The sequence below is a fragment of the Pseudomonas sp. NPDC047961 genome (assembly GCF_050272435.1).
Classification (GTDB): Bacteria; Pseudomonadota; Gammaproteobacteria; order Pseudomonadales; family Pseudomonadaceae; genus Stutzerimonas.
On the sequence record NZ_JBNNMD010000001.1, the window covers coordinates 454,058 to 469,204 of the forward strand.

At 59.0% G+C, this 15,147-nt stretch carries 17 protein-coding genes; 4 read left to right on the forward strand and 13 right to left on the reverse strand.

Annotated elements, in window-relative coordinates:
• From kdsB to ACQKIK_RS02170, 6 genes are all read right to left on the reverse strand, one after another.
• Nucleotides 1-765: a 3-deoxy-manno-octulosonate cytidylyltransferase gene (kdsB, locus tag ACQKIK_RS02145; RefSeq protein ID WP_045428854.1), complete on the reverse strand. Its 765-nt coding sequence runs from the start codon at nt 763-765 to the stop codon at nt 1-3.
• On the reverse strand, nt 762-947 hold the full coding sequence (locus ACQKIK_RS02150) for a Trm112 family protein (protein WP_019342470.1): 186 nt from the start codon (nt 945-947) through the stop codon (nt 762-764). Before ACQKIK_RS02150 ends, kdsB begins: the two co-directional genes overlap by 4 nt.
• 49 nt (nt 948-996) lie before the next feature.
• A complete protein-coding gene (gene lpxK, locus ACQKIK_RS02155; RefSeq protein ID WP_241530578.1) occupies nt 997-2,001 on the reverse strand; it encodes a tetraacyldisaccharide 4'-kinase in 1,005 nt (334 codons plus the stop codon).
• Nucleotides 2,001-2,429: a flagellar polar localization protein PocB gene (locus ACQKIK_RS02160; protein ID WP_241530577.1), complete on the reverse strand. Its 429-nt coding sequence runs from the start codon at nt 2,427-2,429 to the stop codon at nt 2,001-2,003. Before ACQKIK_RS02160 ends, lpxK begins: the two co-directional genes overlap by 1 nt.
• On the reverse strand, nt 2,426-3,058 hold the full coding sequence (locus tag ACQKIK_RS02165) for a flagellar polar localization protein PocA (protein ID WP_045428860.1): 633 nt from the start codon (nt 3,056-3,058) through the stop codon (nt 2,426-2,428). The genes ACQKIK_RS02160 and ACQKIK_RS02165 overlap by 4 nt, the downstream gene beginning before the upstream one ends.
• Before the next feature lie 71 nt (nt 3,059-3,129).
• Nucleotides 3,130-5,355: a DNA internalization-related competence protein ComEC/Rec2 gene (locus tag ACQKIK_RS02170; RefSeq protein WP_241530576.1), complete on the reverse strand. Its 2,226-nt coding sequence runs from the start codon at nt 5,353-5,355 to the stop codon at nt 3,130-3,132.
• 181 nt (nt 5,356-5,536) lie between these two features.
• Here ACQKIK_RS02170 and ACQKIK_RS02175 point away from each other — a divergent pair, with 181 nt between their 5' ends.
• A complete protein-coding gene (locus tag ACQKIK_RS02175; protein WP_045428862.1) occupies nt 5,537-6,052 on the forward strand; it encodes a DUF2062 domain-containing protein in 516 nt (171 codons plus the stop codon).
• 9 nt (nt 6,053-6,061) lie between these two features.
• Here ACQKIK_RS02175 and ACQKIK_RS02180 read toward each other — a convergent pair whose 3' ends face one another.
• Genes ACQKIK_RS02180 through ACQKIK_RS02190 form a run of 3 tightly spaced genes read right to left on the reverse strand, consistent with a single transcriptional unit; the run spans nt 6,062 to nt 9,262 of the window.
• Entirely contained in the window at nt 6,062-7,309 is a 1,248-nt protein-coding gene (locus ACQKIK_RS02180) for a lipoprotein-releasing ABC transporter permease subunit (RefSeq protein WP_127838800.1), read from the reverse strand.
• Nucleotides 7,309-8,007 (reverse strand): lipoprotein-releasing ABC transporter ATP-binding protein LolD, encoded by a 699-nt coding sequence (lolD, locus tag ACQKIK_RS02185; RefSeq protein ID WP_499135176.1) that lies wholly within the window; start codon nt 8,005-8,007, stop codon nt 7,309-7,311. The genes ACQKIK_RS02180 and lolD overlap by 1 nt, the downstream gene beginning before the upstream one ends.
• A gap of 7 nt (nt 8,008-8,014) precedes the next feature.
• On the reverse strand, nt 8,015-9,262 hold the full coding sequence (locus tag ACQKIK_RS02190; protein ID WP_463308295.1) for a lipoprotein-releasing ABC transporter permease subunit: 1,248 nt from the start codon (nt 9,260-9,262) through the stop codon (nt 8,015-8,017).
• A 100-nt stretch (nt 9,263-9,362) separates the two neighbouring features.
• Between ACQKIK_RS02190 and ACQKIK_RS02195 the strand changes: the two genes are divergently transcribed.
• Genes ACQKIK_RS02195 through ACQKIK_RS02205 form a run of 3 tightly spaced genes read left to right on the forward strand, consistent with a single transcriptional unit; the run spans nt 9,363 to nt 10,963 of the window.
• On the forward strand, nt 9,363-9,935 hold the full coding sequence (locus ACQKIK_RS02195; RefSeq protein WP_241530573.1) for a PilZ domain-containing protein: 573 nt from the start codon (nt 9,363-9,365) through the stop codon (nt 9,933-9,935).
• Between the two features lie 3 nt (nt 9,936-9,938).
• Nucleotides 9,939-10,244 carry a hypothetical protein gene (locus tag ACQKIK_RS02200; protein ID WP_046161980.1) on the forward strand — a complete coding sequence of 102 codons (306 nt, stop codon included), beginning with the start codon at nt 9,939-9,941 and terminating at the stop codon, nt 10,242-10,244.
• The gene (locus ACQKIK_RS02205) at nt 10,241-10,963 is read left to right on the forward strand and encodes a glycerophosphodiester phosphodiesterase (protein WP_046161981.1); all 723 of its coding nucleotides are present in this window, start codon (nt 10,241-10,243) and stop codon (nt 10,961-10,963) included. Before ACQKIK_RS02200 ends, ACQKIK_RS02205 begins: the two co-directional genes overlap by 4 nt.
• A gap of 113 nt (nt 10,964-11,076) precedes the next feature.
• Here ACQKIK_RS02205 and sthA read toward each other — a convergent pair whose 3' ends face one another.
• The 4 genes from sthA to nqrF all read right to left on the reverse strand — a co-directional run bounded on the left by sthA (nt 11,077) and on the right by nqrF (nt 15,142).
• Nucleotides 11,077-12,471 carry a Si-specific NAD(P)(+) transhydrogenase gene (sthA, locus tag ACQKIK_RS02210; protein ID WP_045428875.1) on the reverse strand — a complete coding sequence of 465 codons (1,395 nt, stop codon included), beginning with the start codon at nt 12,469-12,471 and terminating at the stop codon, nt 11,077-11,079.
• A 190-nt stretch (nt 12,472-12,661) separates the two neighbouring features.
• Nucleotides 12,662-12,892: a (Na+)-NQR maturation NqrM gene (gene nqrM, locus ACQKIK_RS02215; protein ID WP_241530572.1), complete on the reverse strand. Its 231-nt coding sequence runs from the start codon at nt 12,890-12,892 to the stop codon at nt 12,662-12,664.
• The gene (locus ACQKIK_RS02220) at nt 12,889-13,914 is read right to left on the reverse strand and encodes an FAD:protein FMN transferase (protein ID WP_499134597.1); all 1,026 of its coding nucleotides are present in this window, start codon (nt 13,912-13,914) and stop codon (nt 12,889-12,891) included. Before ACQKIK_RS02220 ends, nqrM begins: the two co-directional genes overlap by 4 nt.
• Nucleotide 13,915: 1 nt before the next feature.
• Complete coding sequence (gene nqrF / locus ACQKIK_RS02225; protein ID WP_417775851.1) at nt 13,916-15,142, reverse strand: NADH:ubiquinone reductase (Na(+)-transporting) subunit F; 1,227 nt, start codon at nt 15,140-15,142, stop codon at nt 13,916-13,918.
• Nucleotides 15,143-15,147: the final 5 nt, after the last annotated feature.

Sequence of the window (15,147 nt, forward strand, 5' to 3'; positions counted from 1 at the left end):
TCAAGCTCCGAGCAGCTTGCGGACGCGCTCAAGATCTTCGGCAGTATCGACGCCAGCCGGAGGCGCCTCGACCGCATCGGCGACATGAATGCGCTTGCCGTGCCAGAGCGCACGTAATTGCTCCAGGCACTCAGTATTCTCCAGCCAGCACGGCCCCCAGGCCACGAAGTCAGCCAGGAACCCGGCCCGATAGGCATAGATGCCGATGTGCCGACGGTACGGAACATCACTCGGAAGCGCATCGGGCTTACGAGCGAATTCGTCCCGCGCCCACGGCAGTGTCGCGCGACTGAAAGTCAGCGCCAGCCCATTGATATCGCTCAGCACCTTCACCACGTTCGGGTTAAAGAGCGCGTGCGGATCGCTGATTGGCTCGGCAAGCGTGGCGATCGCGGCTTCGGGGTGAGCAGCCAGATTGAGTGCCACCTGGTCGATCACCGAAGGCGGAATCAATGGTTCATCGCCCTGTACGTTGACGACTATCGCGTCAGCCGTTAAGCCCAGCTGGTCCGCCACCTCGGCAAGCCGATCGGTGCCCGAATTGTGGTCGACCCGGGTTAGCAATACCTGCGCACCGAAGCCTTCGCAGGCTTGCAGAATGCGCTGATCGTCCGTGGCAATCACCACCCGCTGCGCCCGGCTCTTGCAGGCCTGCTCCCAGACATGGCGAATCATCGGCTTGCCAGCAATGTCCTGCAGAGGTTTGCCCGGAAGGCGCGTGGATGCGTAACGCGCCGGGATCACCACGGTATAAGCGTTAGTCATTTGTCCAGACGCTCATCCACGTCGAGGGTGCGGGCTTCGCTTTCAAGCATCACCGGGATGCCGTCCCGGACCGGAAAAGCCATGCCGTCGGCCTTGCAGATCAGTTCGGACTTGTCATCGGTCAGCTTCAGCGGCCCCTTACAGAGCGGGCAGGCAAGAATATCGAGCAGTTTGGTATCCATGGTGTGCAGTCCTTGGATGCAGCCGACCGCACCTGGCAGATCGAGCGGCTTAGGGATGAACGGGCAGCAAACGGTCCAGCTGGGAATCAAACCAAGTGACGAAAGCTGCGGAAGGCTCGGCCTGGACTTGGAGATAACACCAGCCCGGCAGCGCAAAAGCCCGGCATTTGACCGCATCCTTCTCGGTCATCACCAAGGGTAGCTCTGGACTGAAACTCAGCTGCTCCAGGCTATAACGAGCGTGATCGGCGAAGGCATGCGAAATCGGCCGCCAGTGTAGCGCCTCGAGCGTGGTGAAGAAACGCTGTGGATTGCCGATTCCAGCGACTGCATGCATCCGCTGGCCTGCCGGAAAATGGTCAAGAGGCCAGACTTTCCCAGTGCTCAACTCGATCAATTTCGATGGCTGCAGGGCGAACGCAAAACCCGAGCGACTGTCCACCTGCGCGCCGTTTATCAGCACCGCATCGACCGATTCCAGCCGCTCCAATGGCTCACGTAGCGGGCCAGCGGGCAAACAGCGTTGATTGCCCAGTCCACGAGCAGCATCAATGAGGACGAGCTCCAGATCGCGCCCCAACCGGTAATGCTGCAGTCCATCGTCGGAAAGGATCAGGTCCAGCAGCTCAAGTTCGAGCAATTTACGAACCGCGCGGGAACGATCAGGATCAATCATCACCGGTACGTTTGTTCGTTGCGCGATCAGCAATGGTTCATCGCCAACCTCGGCTGCAGAATGCTCGGGCTCTACCCGCCACGGATATTCGGGTGGTCTGGCACCGTAACCACGGCTAACTACACCGACTTTCAGGCCGCGTCGCTGACAGTGCTCGATGAGCCAGAGAATCAGGGGGGTCTTGCCGGTACCGCCAACGGTGATATTTCCGACCACCACCACAGGCACGGGCGCCCGATAGCAATCGATCACGCCGCTGATGAACCGCTTTCGCTTAGCGGTCACCACGCGGCGGTAGAGCATTTCCAACGGTGCGAGCAGCGCCAAGGCAGGATGCCCTTCGTACCAGGCCCGCTGGAGACGATCAGCAAAGGACATTAGGGCTCCGGCTGGGCCTCAATGGTAGTGATGCGCAGGTGCGCGAAGCCCAGCTTCCCGGCTGCGTCCATGGCGGTAATGACCGCTTGGTGCGGAGTTTTACCGTCGGCACTGATGATCATCGGCAAACTTGTATCGCCGCCCGACGCCTTGCTGAGCGCCGCCATTAATGTGTTCAGGTCATGCTTGACCAGCGACTTGCCATTGAGACTGAAGTTGCCACTGACGTCGATCACAACCTCCAGCCGCTTCTGCTCAGTTTCCTGTGGTGGCGACCCGCTCGCCGCCTCCGGCAGATCAACCTGCAGTTGGGTTTCACGAGTAAAAGTGGTGGTCACCACGAAGAATAACAACAGAATGAACACCACATCGATCAGCGGGGCCAAGCCGATGTCGACGTTTTCCCGCGCCTTGCGACGAAACTTCACGCCCTGCCCTCACCTAGGTCGACGTCACGGTCACCCTGCACAACTTCAACCAACTTGATCGCTTCCTGCTCCATACCGACTACGAGTTCTTCGACTCGGCGCAGGAGGAAGCGATGGAAGAACAGTGCTGGTATGCCGACCATCAGACCCGCCGCGGTAGTAATCAGCGCTTTGGAAATACCCGCTGCGAGCAACGGTGCGTTGGCCATGCCAGAGCCCATGAAGGCACTGAAAATTTCGATCATGCCCAGCACAGTACCGAGAAGCCCGAGCAAGGGAGCGATACCTGCAATCGTACCCAACGCGTTGAGGTAGCGCTCGAGGTCATGGACGACGCGGGCGGCCGCTTCTTCGATGCATTCCTTCATGATCTCTCGACCATGCTTGGAGTTAGCCAGACCAGCAGCCAGTATCTCCCCCAGCGGCGAATCCGCGCGCAGCTCCTTGAGCTTTTGATTACTGAGCTTCTTGTCCTTGATCCATTTCCACACTTGGCCAAGCAGGTGTGGTGGGGTCACTCGACTAGGCCGAAGCGTCCATAGCCTTTCGGCAACAATACCGGCGGCCGCGATGGAACACAGGATGATTGGCAGCATTATCCAGCCGCCCGCTTTAACCAGCTCCCACACGAGATGAATCCCCCTCGAAAAAGTGGCGCCACTCTAGCATAGGGCCGCCAGCCAGCCGACGGCCCCGGTTCTCATTTTTCCCGCCAGAATCGACGCTCGGTACGTAATCCTCGAACAGGCTCAAAACGGCCGAGGCGAATCCGAATCGCTCCTAGCTCTGCCGTGTCATAAAGCCGCGCTCCGGCAGCGTGCAGCCGCTGCAACACTTCCAGATGCGGATGGCCGAATGCGTTATGCAAGCTGCGCGAGATGAGCGCACCTCCGACACCTGTTGCCTCGATGAATGCGGTTGACGACGAGCTGCGACTGCCGTGATGTGGCACCAACAACCAATCGACCTCAAGCGGCATGTCGCTCGTCAGGAGCACTTGCTCGGTATCCACGTCGATGTCGCCGGTGAGCAGCAGACGCTCGCCGCTCGCCTCGATCAGCAGCACGCAGGAGGACTGGTTTCCATCGCTGGCCTGTGGTGATTGCCAAAGCGTAAAGCGGACTCCATTCCATTCCCAGGCGTCTCCGGAGCGGCACATCTCGGCGCCTAGCGAAGCAGGCAGTCTTGCCGGCTCACCGCTGATCACTCGCCCAGCTCGTATCTGTCGCTGGATCGCCGAAGCGCCACCCGCATGGTCGCTATCGGCATGGCTGAGAATCAGCAGATCGAGACCGCTCACCCCCAGCGTGCGCAACGACGGCAATACAACCCGCTCGCCGATGTCGAAGTCACCATATCGCGGCCCTGTGTCGTACAGCAGCGCATGGTCATGCGTGCGGACCAGCACAGCGAGCCCCTGACCGACGTCGAACAGCCAGACTTCCGCCTGCCCTGCTGCCGGCTTGTCGATGGGTGGAAACAGCAGCGGTAGCAGAAACACCAGACCCAACGCCCGAAACGGTATTCCGGGCGGAAGCAGGATCAGCAGCGTCCCAAGCGCAACCAGCAGCCAAGCCCAAAACGGCAATGACGCTGGTAGCCACGCCGGTTGCCAGCCGGCAAGCCATTGCAGCGCATCAAAGAGAATTGCCAATAACCCACCGGCCACCCATAGCACCGGCTCGCCAACGCCTGGCAACCACAACAAGGACGTGCCTAACAACGACAGCGGAACGATTACCGCGCTGACCAGTGGGACTGCAAAGAGGTTGGCAATCGGCCCACTCAGGCTAACCGGCAAGCCTAGCGCCAGCAGGATCGGCAACAGGCCCAGGGCCATGCTCCACTGTGCACGGCCTAATGCGCGCCACCAACTCCAGCTTCCAAGCCGGCCGCGGAACACCAGAGCAAGAAGCGCCACCGCCAGAAAAGACAACCAGAAGCCCGACTGCAGCCCTACTAGCGGATCCAACAGAAGGACAGCATCAAGGGCAATCAGCAGTGGCAGCCAGACACCCAAATGCCGATACCGCAAACGCCACAGGAGCACCAGAGAGACCATCACCAGCGCTCGCTGGACTGGGACTTCAAAACCCGCCAGCCAGCCGTACGCAAGCGCTCCAGCCAAGGCCAGGCTACAAGCGCAGGGCAACCAGGCGACGCGCCGCGGCCAAATTCCCCAACGCGCTAACAATGCCACCAGGCCGTAAAGCAAGCCCGCAAGCATGCCCACGTGCTGCCCTGATATAACCATCAAATGAACGGTTCCGGTGTCCTGGAGCGTGCGCCAATCCGTGGTGGACAGGCCGCTGCCATCGCCCACTACCAGCGCGGCAATAGCGCCGGAGCGGCCCTGAGCATCGACCGCCAACAAGCGTTGCCGCAACTGGTCGCGCCACCCCGGCCCACCCTCTGCCACCGACACGCGCTCTCCGGCTTTGATCGTGCCGCTGGCACCGATCCGCCGAGCCAAGAGCCAGGCCTCGTAATCGAAAGAGTGCGGATTGACCAAGCCCCGTGGCTTTTTCAATTTGGCAGCGAGCCGCCATCGCTCACCCGCCTGCATCCTGGGGCCGCCGTACCATGCCAGGCGAAGCCTGGACGGCAGGTCGCTATGCCGAGACGATATATTGACCAGTTCGAAGCGCACCACACCGCCACGAACATCCGGTAGGTCGCTCACCGTACCTTCGAGCCAGAACGTACGGCCATCACGCTCGGTTGAAAGGCGGTCATCCAGCGCCTCATGGGCGCTGAGACACGCCCATGCAAACCCGCAGAGAAAACAACCGATCGCTCGCCAGCGGAACGGAAGCAAGACCAGGCCCGCCGCCAATATGAACGGCAACGCTGAGACAGGCGGTAATTGCGGTAAAAAGCGCAGCAGTAGAAGGCCTGCTGCCAGCGCCAGCATCGCTGTACGCATCGGTTCTCCTGGATTCCTTTCCCGTGACTGGCCGCTCCGGATAGGTTAAACCGCCGAGTCACATAGCATGACCGACGTCCTGTCGGCGCTCACAGTGTAGAATTTATGTCACAAACTCCTCTCAGCGCCGGGTCTCGTTTCAGGCATAATCGGGCGCGCTTCGCCCCGCCAGAGAATCTTCATGCCGCGTCGTTTTTTTAAACGCTACATGCCTCACCCCGACCGTCTAAAGGCACACAAGTCTTTGCGGTTTCTCGGCACGTTGATCCATGACCCCAACCTGCTCCATCTCAACCGGCATTCGGTTTCCAGAGCGATGGCTATCGGTCTGTTCTGGGCCATGATCCCGATGCCCCTGCAGATGCTGGCGGCCGCGTTGTGCGCCGTGCCAGCAAGGGCAAACCTGCCGATCGCTGTGGGCTTGGTCTGGCTGACTAACCCACTGACGATGCCGCCGGTGTTCTATTGCAATTACAAGGTAGGCGCCTGGCTGCTGGACACGCCGGTTTCCCCGATGCCGATGGAGCTCAGCCTTGCCTGGGTGCGTCAGATGCTCGACAGCCACTGGCAACCGCTCTTCCTAGGCTCATTCGTTGTCGGCGTTGTGGTGGCGATATTGGGCTATATCGCCACTCAGAGCTATTGGCGCTGGTGGGTCGGACGCAGTTGGCGCAAGCGGCAGATGGACCGCCGCTAAGACTGTTTCTTACTCGTAGCGCAGCGCTTCAGCCGGCTGTGTCTGTGCGGCCCGCCAAGCGGGATAGACCGTCGCCAGGAAACTGAGCAGTAGCGCCGCCAGCGTTACCAGCAAGACATCTTGCAGCCGCAGTTCAGATGGCAGGGTGCTGATGAAGTACACATCCGAACTGAAGATGTGCTGTCCCGATACCTTTTCCAGCCAGGCCACCAGGGCACTGACGTTCATCGCACCAAGCACGCCCAGCACCGTCCCTATTAGGGTTCCCGTCATTCCGATGATGCTTCCCTGAACCATGAAGATCGCCATGATTTGCCGTGGCGTTGCGCCAAGGGTACGCAGGATCGCGATATCCGCTCGCTTGTCGGCGACTACCATGATCAGAGTGGCGATGATATTGAACGCTGCCACCGCCACGATCAGCAGAAGCAACAGGCCGATCATGGTCTTTTCCATCTTCATCGCACTGAACAAACTCCCCTGGGTAAGCGACCAGTCCTCACTGCGGTAACCTTTGCCGAGCTCGGCGACAAGCTCGGTTGCGAGCTGCGGAGCCCGATAAAGATCAGCCAGCCTGACCCTCACGCCTTCGACCTGATCTGGCTGCCAACGAAGTATCTGGGCTGCATCAGCTCGGTGAATCATAGCCAAACTACCGTCCAGCTCAGCTCCCACCTTGAACACCCCGACGACGTTCAGACGCTGCATCCGCGGTGTAATACCACCAGGCGCATCGCTGAGCTCAGGCACGATCAGCGTGAGCTTATCGCCCAGCTTCAGACCAAATCGACGCGCAGTCATCAGCCCGACGATTACGCCGGATTCCCCGGCCTCTAGGTCGTCGAGACTGCCTGCGACCATCTTCGAGCCGAGGATAGACACTTCGCTTTCGGCCTTCGGATCGATGCCCTTGATTTCAATCGGCTGCATCGACCCCCTGTACGAAAGCATGCCTTCAAGCTGGGTGATCGGTGCCGTACCGAGCACCCCTGGATGCGCACGTAGCTGCTCGGCCAGCGATTGCCAGTCGTCCACTGGCCTTCCGTCACCGGCTATCACGGCGTGCGGCACCATACCCAGGATGCGGTTGCTCATCTCGCGCTGAAAGCCATTCATGACGGACAGCACAATGATCATCGCCAGCACGCCCAGCGACAGCCCGATCATGGACGTCAGCGAGATGAATGAAATGAAATGATTGCGACGCTTGGCTCGCGTGTAACGACTGCCAATGAAGATGCTGAGCGGCCTGAACATTAGCCAGCCACCAACCGGCCATCTTCCAGGCGCAAGATGTGATCCATCTGGCCGGCCAATTGTGAATCATGGGTTACGACGAGGAAGGCCGTACGTAATGAGGTGCTCAGTTCCAGCATCAGGTCTTGAATCCCCTGAGCAGTATGGTGGTCGAGGTTGCCGGTCGGCTCATCGAGCAACACCAACGCCGGACGGTTCGCCAACGCACGGGCGATCGCTACGCGCTGACGCTCTCCCCCGGACAGCTCGGAGGGCTTATGAGCGAGTCGGTGGCCAAGCCCTACGCGCCGCAACAGTTCGGTCGCCCGCGTACGTGCTTCCGCTATCGGCGCGCTGCCTATCAGCAGTGGCATGCATACGTTTTCCAGAGCGCTGAATTCAGGCAGCAGATGATGGAACTGGTAAACGAAGCCAAGGGCACGGTTACGCAACAGGCCCCGGTCCTTCTCACTGAGTGCGGAAAGCTCTTCTCCAGCCAGCCATACGCTTCCTTCGCTAGGCGTATCCAGCCCGCCGAGCAAATTGAGCAGCGTGCTCTTGCCAGAGCCGGAAGTACCGACAATGGCGACCCGCTGGCCGGGAAACAACTCCAACTGAAGCCCGGACAGCACACTGACCGACTCCGGACCCTGTTCGTAGCGCTTGCCCAGGTTGCGGCAGCTCAGTACCGCGGCCTCGTTCGCAGACCGTTCATTCATAAACAACTCACTCATATCGTAACGCCTCGGCCGGTTGCGTCCGCGCCGCACGCCAGGCCGGATACAGGGTAGCGAAAAAGCTAAGAATCAGTGCCGCCACGCAGACCTGGACCACATCGGCGGTCATCAGTCGAGACGGTAAATAGTCGATGAAATACACGTCTGCGCTGAGAAATTTATGCCCGATCAACCGCTCTAGCGCCGCGACCCAACTGCTTACATTGAGCGCCGCGAAGATACCGAGTAATGCTCCGACCAGCGTGCCGACGACCCCTATCACCGTCCCTTGAACCATGAAGATCGCCATGATCTGGCGTGGCGTCGCGCCAAGCGTTCGCAGGATTGCAATATCGCCACGTTTGTCAGTCACGACCATGACCAGCGTGGAGATGATATTGAAGGCAGCCACGGCGACGATCAGCAGCAATAGCAACCCGATCATGGCCTTTTCCATGCGGATGGCCTGGTACAGGTTGCCGTGCGTGCGAGTCCAATCCCGGGAGTAGAAGTCATCACCCAGCTGACCCGCCAGCTCCCATGCAATACGCGGGGCCTGAAACAGATCGACGAAACGTAAGCGCACACCTTGGACCTGATCCGGCTGCCAGCGATGCAAGCGTGCCAGGTCGGAGATGTTGGCCATCGCCACATAACCATCGATCTCACCGGCCCCCACGTGAAAAATACCGCGCACGGTGAACCGCTTCATGCGGGGAAATACACCTGCTGGCGTGACGGTAACCTCAGGGGCGACGAAGGTAACCTTGTCGCCGACCCCTACGCCCAAGGTGTTGGCCGCCTTGTCGCCAATAACAATGCCGAACTCGCCGGGGGCAAGATCGGCCAGCGTGCCTTCGAGGAAAAACTGGCCCACGATGGAGACTTCCGGCTCGATAACCGGGTCCACGGCGTTAATCAGAATTTTGGTGACCTGCCCGCGATGAGTCAGTAAACCTTGCATTTGTATGAACGGCGCGACCGCAGCGACCTGCGGATGCTGCGCGAGCCGCTCTGCTAATGTCGGCCAGTCGTCGATTGGGGTCGAGCTTTCGATCGTAGCGTGCGGCACCATACCCAACACACGGCTGCGCATTTCATAATCGAACCCATTCATCACAGACAACACAACGATCATTACTAGCACACCAAGCGCCAGCCCGATCATGGACGTAAAGGAAATGAAGGAGACGAAGAGGCTGCGACGTCTGGCGCGTGTGTAGCGCGCCCCGATATACACGGACAGCGGTCTGAACATAAATCGTTGGGTTCGCTTTCGCTGGCGGGAAATAACAAGCTGAATGACGATGCCAAGCGGCCTGATACACTCAGGTCATCACTGCAGCTCAGGGATCGACATGCCCACTGAAGACACCGAAGATCGCCGCGAATACTATCGTATCGAGGATATGATCGCACTTGAAATCCTGCCGCCGGAACACGCCGAAACAGTCTCAGGTAACGGTTCGACGCAACGGTTCGAACTGCTCGGCGAACTCCATCAGCTCGACTTTGAAGCACAGCATCTGCTGCGTCAGATAGCCGAGGGCAACCGCACGCTGGCGAACTACCTGAAAGTGCAGAACAAGCGCATCGATCTGATTGGTCAGGCGCTCGCCCAGGACCTGTTGCAGGACCTCGGGCCAGCTCGGGCGACCGTGCTATCGGAAGGTGGTATTAGTTTCAGCAATGACCAGCCGCTTGACGAAGGCTCAACCTGGACACTCAAGCTGGCGTTGATGCCACAGGGCCTGGGCATGCTGCTGACTGCACGCATAGCGAGCTGCCAACCACTGGAGGGCGGGCAGTTTGCAATCGGCACATCCTTTGAAGCGTTGACTGATGCACAACGGCAACTGCTCGCGCGGCATATCCTGCAGAAACAGGCGACGGAACGACGCCTGGCTCGTGAAAGCCTGCAAGGAATCTGATGGATGCGCCCTTTTCTGCTCTTACTGCTGATTTTCAGCCTGAACACGTCGGCACGCGCCGAAGACATCAAAATTCCGGTCGGCCAGCAAGGCCCGGCCGACCTTCAGCTGCCCAGCCGCGGCGATGCGAAAATCGATGTACTTGATCGTTTTGGCTTAGCCGATGAGGAGCACGCAGCTGTCGGTCAGCCACCTATCACTCGTTGGGATTACCGCGATTTTTCTGTCTACTTCGAGGGCAACCGGGTCATCAACAGCGTTATTCATCACCGACGCTCCACATCATTGCAATCAGAGAGACAACCGTGACGCTTATCTATGGCCACCGCGGCGCCAAGGGCGAAGCGCCTGAAAACACCCTGGCCGGCTTCAAGCAGTGCCTCGCCCATGGCGTGCGCCGATGCGAACTCGACCTGCACCTGTCAAAAGATGGCGAGCTGATGGTCATCCATGACCCCACGCTCAAACGCACCACGGGGCGACGCGGCAAGGTCGTCGAGCGTGATGCAGACGAGTTGATCCAGTACGACGCGCGCCACAGCGGCCCCCACTGGAAACACCCCTGTCCCATCCCGCGCCTAGCGGAGCTATTTGAGCAGTGCGACTTCGAGCATTGGCAGTTGGAAGTGAAAAGCGCTTCGAGGGTGCGCGCCGCACGGACTGTCCTGGCGATCAAGGCACTGGCTGAGCACCATGGACTGACCGAGCGGATTACCGTCACATCCGGTTCGAGGGAAGTGCTCAGGGCCTTGAAACGGCTGACACCTGAGTTGTCCTGCGGCCTGGTGGCCGAGTACGCCTGGCTCGACCCGCTGAAAGTTGCCAAGCAGTACGACTGCTCGCTACTGGCATTGAAATGGACCCTATGCACACCCGAACGAATCGCCAAAGCCCGCCAACTCGGCCTTCATGTATCGGTCTGGACGGTCAATGAGCCGGCTCTGATGCGTCGCCTTGCGGATTTCGGCGTCGACAGCCTGATCACTGACTATCCCGGCCTTGCCGTCACGACGCTGCGCAACGCATAAAGCGAGGCCGCCTCATTGGCGGCCCGGCAACCTGCCTTAAAAACTTTCCCGATTAGGCCACCGCCAGCCTCGGGTATCTTCTCCGACCGGCTCAGGCCACCGGTCGGAGCCGCTCAAAAAAGCCGGTTTAGCCCGTCGAAAGCGGCCACGCGATAGGCTTCGGCCATGGTCGGGTAGTTGAAGGTGGTATTGATGAAATACTTGATCGTGTTCGCCGCGCCCGGCTGGTTCATGATCGCCTGACCGATGTGCACGATCTCCGATGCCTGATAGCCGAAGCAATGCACGCCTAGCACCGCCAGCGTCTCGCGATGGAAGAGGATCTTCAGCATGCCGACCGGCTCGGCTGAAATCTGCGCGCGCGCCATGCCTTTGAAGAAAGCCTTGCCCACTTCGTATGGCACCTTCGCTTCGGTCAGTTCACGTTCGTTCTTACCGATCGAACTGATCTCCGGAATGGTGTAAATGCCGGTGGGCACATCATCGACAAAACGCCAGCTGTCGTTCTCCACGATGCTACCTGCCGCCGAGCGCCCCTGATCGTAAGCGGCACTCGCTAGCGATGGCCAACCAATTACATCGCCAGCCGCGTAAATATTTCCGACGTCAGTGCGGTAGTGCTCGTCGACCTTGATCTGGCCGCGGCTATTGACCTTGAGACCGATGTTTTCCAGGGCGAGCTTGTCGGTATTGCCGGTTCGGCCGTTACACCAGAGGAAAGCATCAGCCTTGATCTTCTTGCCCGACTTAAGGTGCAGGATCACGCCGTTATCCACACCTTCCACACGCTCGTACTCCTCGTTATGACGGATGAGTACGTTGTTGTTACGCAGGTGATAGCTCAGCGCGTCGGAGATTTCATCGTCGAGGAAGCTGAGCAGCTGGTCGCGGTTGTCGATCAAGTCAACCAAGACACCGAGACCACTAAAGATCGATGCGTACTCTGAGCCGATCACACCGGCTCCGTAGATGATCAGACGACGCGGTGTGTGACTCAGCGTAAGAATGGTGTCACTGTCATAGACACGGGGATGGGTAAAGTCGACATCATCGGGGCGATAGGGCCGTGAGCCTGTCGCGATGATGAACTGGTTGGCCACCAGGGTTTCAACCATGCCATTGGCACTGACCACTTCCACGGTCTGCTCGTCGGCAAAACTTGCGGTTCCGAAGAAGATATCGATGCGGTTACGCGCGTAATACCCAGTGCGGGAAGTCACCTGCTTACCGATGACGCTTTCGGCACTTTTCAGGACGTCGGGAAACGAAAACCAACGGGGCTCCCCGATCTGACGGAACAATGGATTGGTGTTGTACTGCATGATCTGCCGCACCGAGTGGCGCAGCGCTTTTGACGGGATAGTCCCAAGATGGGTCGAGTTACCACCCACATGTGGCCTGCTATCAACCACGGCGACCTTGCGCCCAGCTTTGACCGCGTTCATCGCCGCGCCTTCGCCGGCAGGGCCCGAGCCCAGTATCACCACATCGTAATTGTAGACAGCCATATTCACCCCAGACCACGCAGCAGGCAGCCCTGCCGCTGTTAACGAATTCGGTAAAACCGGGTGGCGGAAGTTGCTATCGACGCACCGCCGCCTGGATCGTCGCGCCGATGCATGGGTCGCACCAGCACTGCATGCAAAAACCAACGCCGGGAGCGCTAGATATCCCCGGCCTTTCGATCAAAAACGGCTATCAGCGTCTGGTCGCGTCGTATGCGAGATCTGCTTTGTCACCGTGGTTCGCCTCTTGCTTCACCTCTTCACACTTCTCACGGCTACCGCCGCAAATCGAGCATTCCTTCTCGATGCCAAGATTGGCGATGCCCCCACAGGAGCCTGCAATGGGCTTGCGACCCATGATTACGCCGATGGACATACCGAAGACCACCAGCAACATGACCAGAAACACGATCAACCAAGTCATTTGCTTACTCCCGCACCGAATAGCTCATCAAAGGCCTCAGTGCTTTTGCTAATGAATTCCTGTCCTTCACGAATCACGAAGAACGCTGCAATGTTTCGCTCCGCCGCATATGCCAGGCCACGCTCGGGCCCAAGCACCATTAACACAGTAGACAACCCATCTGCCCGCAATGTCGAGGGATCGACAACCGTCACGGCCGCCAGGTGATGATTGATCGGCGCACCAGTCAGTGGATCAAGCGTATGCGAATAGCGCTTGCCGTCTCGCTCGAAATAGTTGCGATAGTCACCTGACGTGGACACCCCAAGGCCGTCAAGCTCGACAATTCGCTGCGCTACTCGCTCATTGTCATGCGGCGCCTCGATTGCAATACGCCAGGGTACCCCGTCGGGTTTACGACCGAGGGCCTTGAGCTCTCCGGTGATCTCCACAAGGTAACGGCGGACACCGGAAGCCTCGAGATTTGCGGTTACGCGGTCCACTGCATAGCCTGCAGCGATACTGTTGAAATCAATCTGTACGGCAGCATCTTTGCAGAGCTGCGCGCCTTCGATACGAAGATGCCGATGCCCCATATTTTTACGCGCCTGGGCAATCTCATCTGCAGAGGGGATGCGCTCACCGGAACCCTTTGGGCCAAAGCCCCAGAGATTGAGCAACGGCTCGACCGTCAGATCGAAAGCGCCCTCGCTTTCCTCCGATAGCTGCTGGCCGGCCCGGAAGAGCTCCAGAACCCCCTCGGGCATCGCCATGCAGGTGCCAGCAGGAAGCGCGTTGAAAGTCTCGATATCCGAGTCAGCACGGTACGTAGACATCTGGCTGTCGATCTCGGCCAGAATCGCATCCGTCTCGTTTTGCAGCTGCTCTTTGGAAACCGCGGCGTCCCCGGCCACGTACTTCACCGAATAGGTGCTGCCCATGGTCGGCCCGCCGAAGCTATCCACATTCTCCTGAAACAGACAGCCCGTCAGGGCTGCCGCCAAGGCGACAACGAAGACGGGCCGTAGTAACGCTTTAGGCATGCTAGCCGCCGAAGTCGTCGAGCAGGATATTCTCCGGTTCAACGCCCAGGTCGGTCAGCATCTTGATCACCGACGCGTTCATCATTGGCGGTCCGCACATGTAGAACTCGCAATCTTCAGGCGCCGGATGACCCTTCAGGTAGTTCTCGTACAGCACGTTATGAATGAACCCGGTCGGACCTTCCCAATTGTCTTCCGGTTGCGGATCGGACAAAGCCAGATGCCACTGGAAGTTATCGTTCTCGGCCTGCAGCTGATCATATTCTTCGACATAGAAGGCCTCGCGCATAGAGCGAGCGCCGTACCAGAAGCTCATCTTGCGCTTGGACTTCAAACGCTTGAGTTGATCAAAGATATGGGAGCGCATCGGCGCCATACCCGCACCGCCGCCGATGAAGACCATTTCCGCATCGGTGTCCTTGGCGAAGAACTCGCCGAACGGCCCATACACGGTCACCTTGTCGCCGGGTTTCAAACTGAACACCCAAGAGGACATCTGGCCAGGTGGCAGATCGTCTTTACCGGGTGGCGGCGAAGCAATACGGATATTGAATTTCACCAGCCCAACTTCTTCCGGGTAGTTCGCCATCGAGTAGGCACGAATCACGGTCTCCTCGACCTTTGACACGTACTTCCACTGATTGAACTTGTCCCAGTCGCCGCGATACTCCTCCTGAATATCGAAGTCTTTGTAACGGACCTCATGCGGCGGGCATTCCAACTGCACATAACCGCCAGCACGGAAATCGACGTTCTCACCCTCAGGCAACTTCAACGTCAGTTCCTTGATAAAGGTCGCCACGTTGGGGTTGGACAGTACGGTGCATTCCCATTTCTTTACGCCGAACACTTCTTCCGGCACTTCGATCTGCATGTTCGCTTTGACGGGCGTCTGACAGGACAAGCGCCAGCCTTCGCCCGCTTCGCGGCGAGTAAAATGAGACTCCTCAGTCGGCAGCATCTCACCACCACCGCTCTCGACGATGCACTTGCACTGAGCGCAGGTGCCGCCACCGCCGCAGGCAGAGGAAAGGAAGATGTTATTGGCCGCCAACGTCTGCAGGAGCTTGCCGCCAGCCGGAACCGTAATGGTGCGTTCGCCGTTGATCTCGATGCTCACGTCGCCACTGGATACCAGCTTGGCGCGCGCGGCGAGGATCATCACAACCAATGCAAGCACGATGGCGGTGAACATGCCGATGGCGAGGAAAATTTCGTAACTCATCAGTTCAT

Excerpts from the sequence above, each read along its gene's own strand:
- kdsB (WP_045428854.1), bottom strand. The coding sequence starts at position 765 with ATGACTAACGCTTATACCGTGGTGATCCCGGCGCGTTACGCATCCACG.
- ACQKIK_RS02150 (WP_019342470.1), bottom strand. The coding sequence starts at position 947 with ATGGATACCAAACTGCTCGATATTCTTGCCTGCCCGCTCTGTAAGGGG.
- lpxK (WP_241530578.1), bottom strand. The coding sequence starts at position 2,001 with ATGTCCTTTGCTGATCGTCTCCAGCGGGCCTGGTACGAAGGGCATCCT.
- ACQKIK_RS02170 (WP_241530576.1), bottom strand. The coding sequence starts at position 5,355 with ATGCGTACAGCGATGCTGGCGCTGGCAGCAGGCCTTCTACTGCTGCGC.
- ACQKIK_RS02175 (WP_045428862.1), top strand. The coding sequence starts at position 5,537 with ATGCCGCGTCGTTTTTTTAAACGCTACATGCCTCACCCCGACCGTCTA.
- ACQKIK_RS02180 (WP_127838800.1), bottom strand. The coding sequence starts at position 7,309 with ATGTTCAGGCCGCTCAGCATCTTCATTGGCAGTCGTTACACGCGAGCC.
- lolD (WP_499135176.1), bottom strand. The coding sequence starts at position 8,007 with ATGAATGAACGGTCTGCGAACGAGGCCGCGGTACTGAGCTGCCGCAAC.
- ACQKIK_RS02190 (WP_463308295.1), bottom strand. The coding sequence starts at position 9,262 with ATGTTCAGACCGCTGTCCGTGTATATCGGGGCGCGCTACACACGCGCC.
- ACQKIK_RS02195 (WP_241530573.1), top strand. The coding sequence starts at position 9,363 with ATGCCCACTGAAGACACCGAAGATCGCCGCGAATACTATCGTATCGAG.
- ACQKIK_RS02200 (WP_046161980.1), top strand. The coding sequence starts at position 9,939 with ATGCGCCCTTTTCTGCTCTTACTGCTGATTTTCAGCCTGAACACGTCG.
- sthA (WP_045428875.1), bottom strand. The coding sequence starts at position 12,471 with ATGGCTGTCTACAATTACGATGTGGTGATACTGGGCTCGGGCCCTGCC.
- nqrM (WP_241530572.1), bottom strand. The coding sequence starts at position 12,892 with ATGACTTGGTTGATCGTGTTTCTGGTCATGTTGCTGGTGGTCTTCGGT.
- ACQKIK_RS02220 (WP_499134597.1), bottom strand. The coding sequence starts at position 13,914 with ATGCCTAAAGCGTTACTACGGCCCGTCTTCGTTGTCGCCTTGGCGGCA.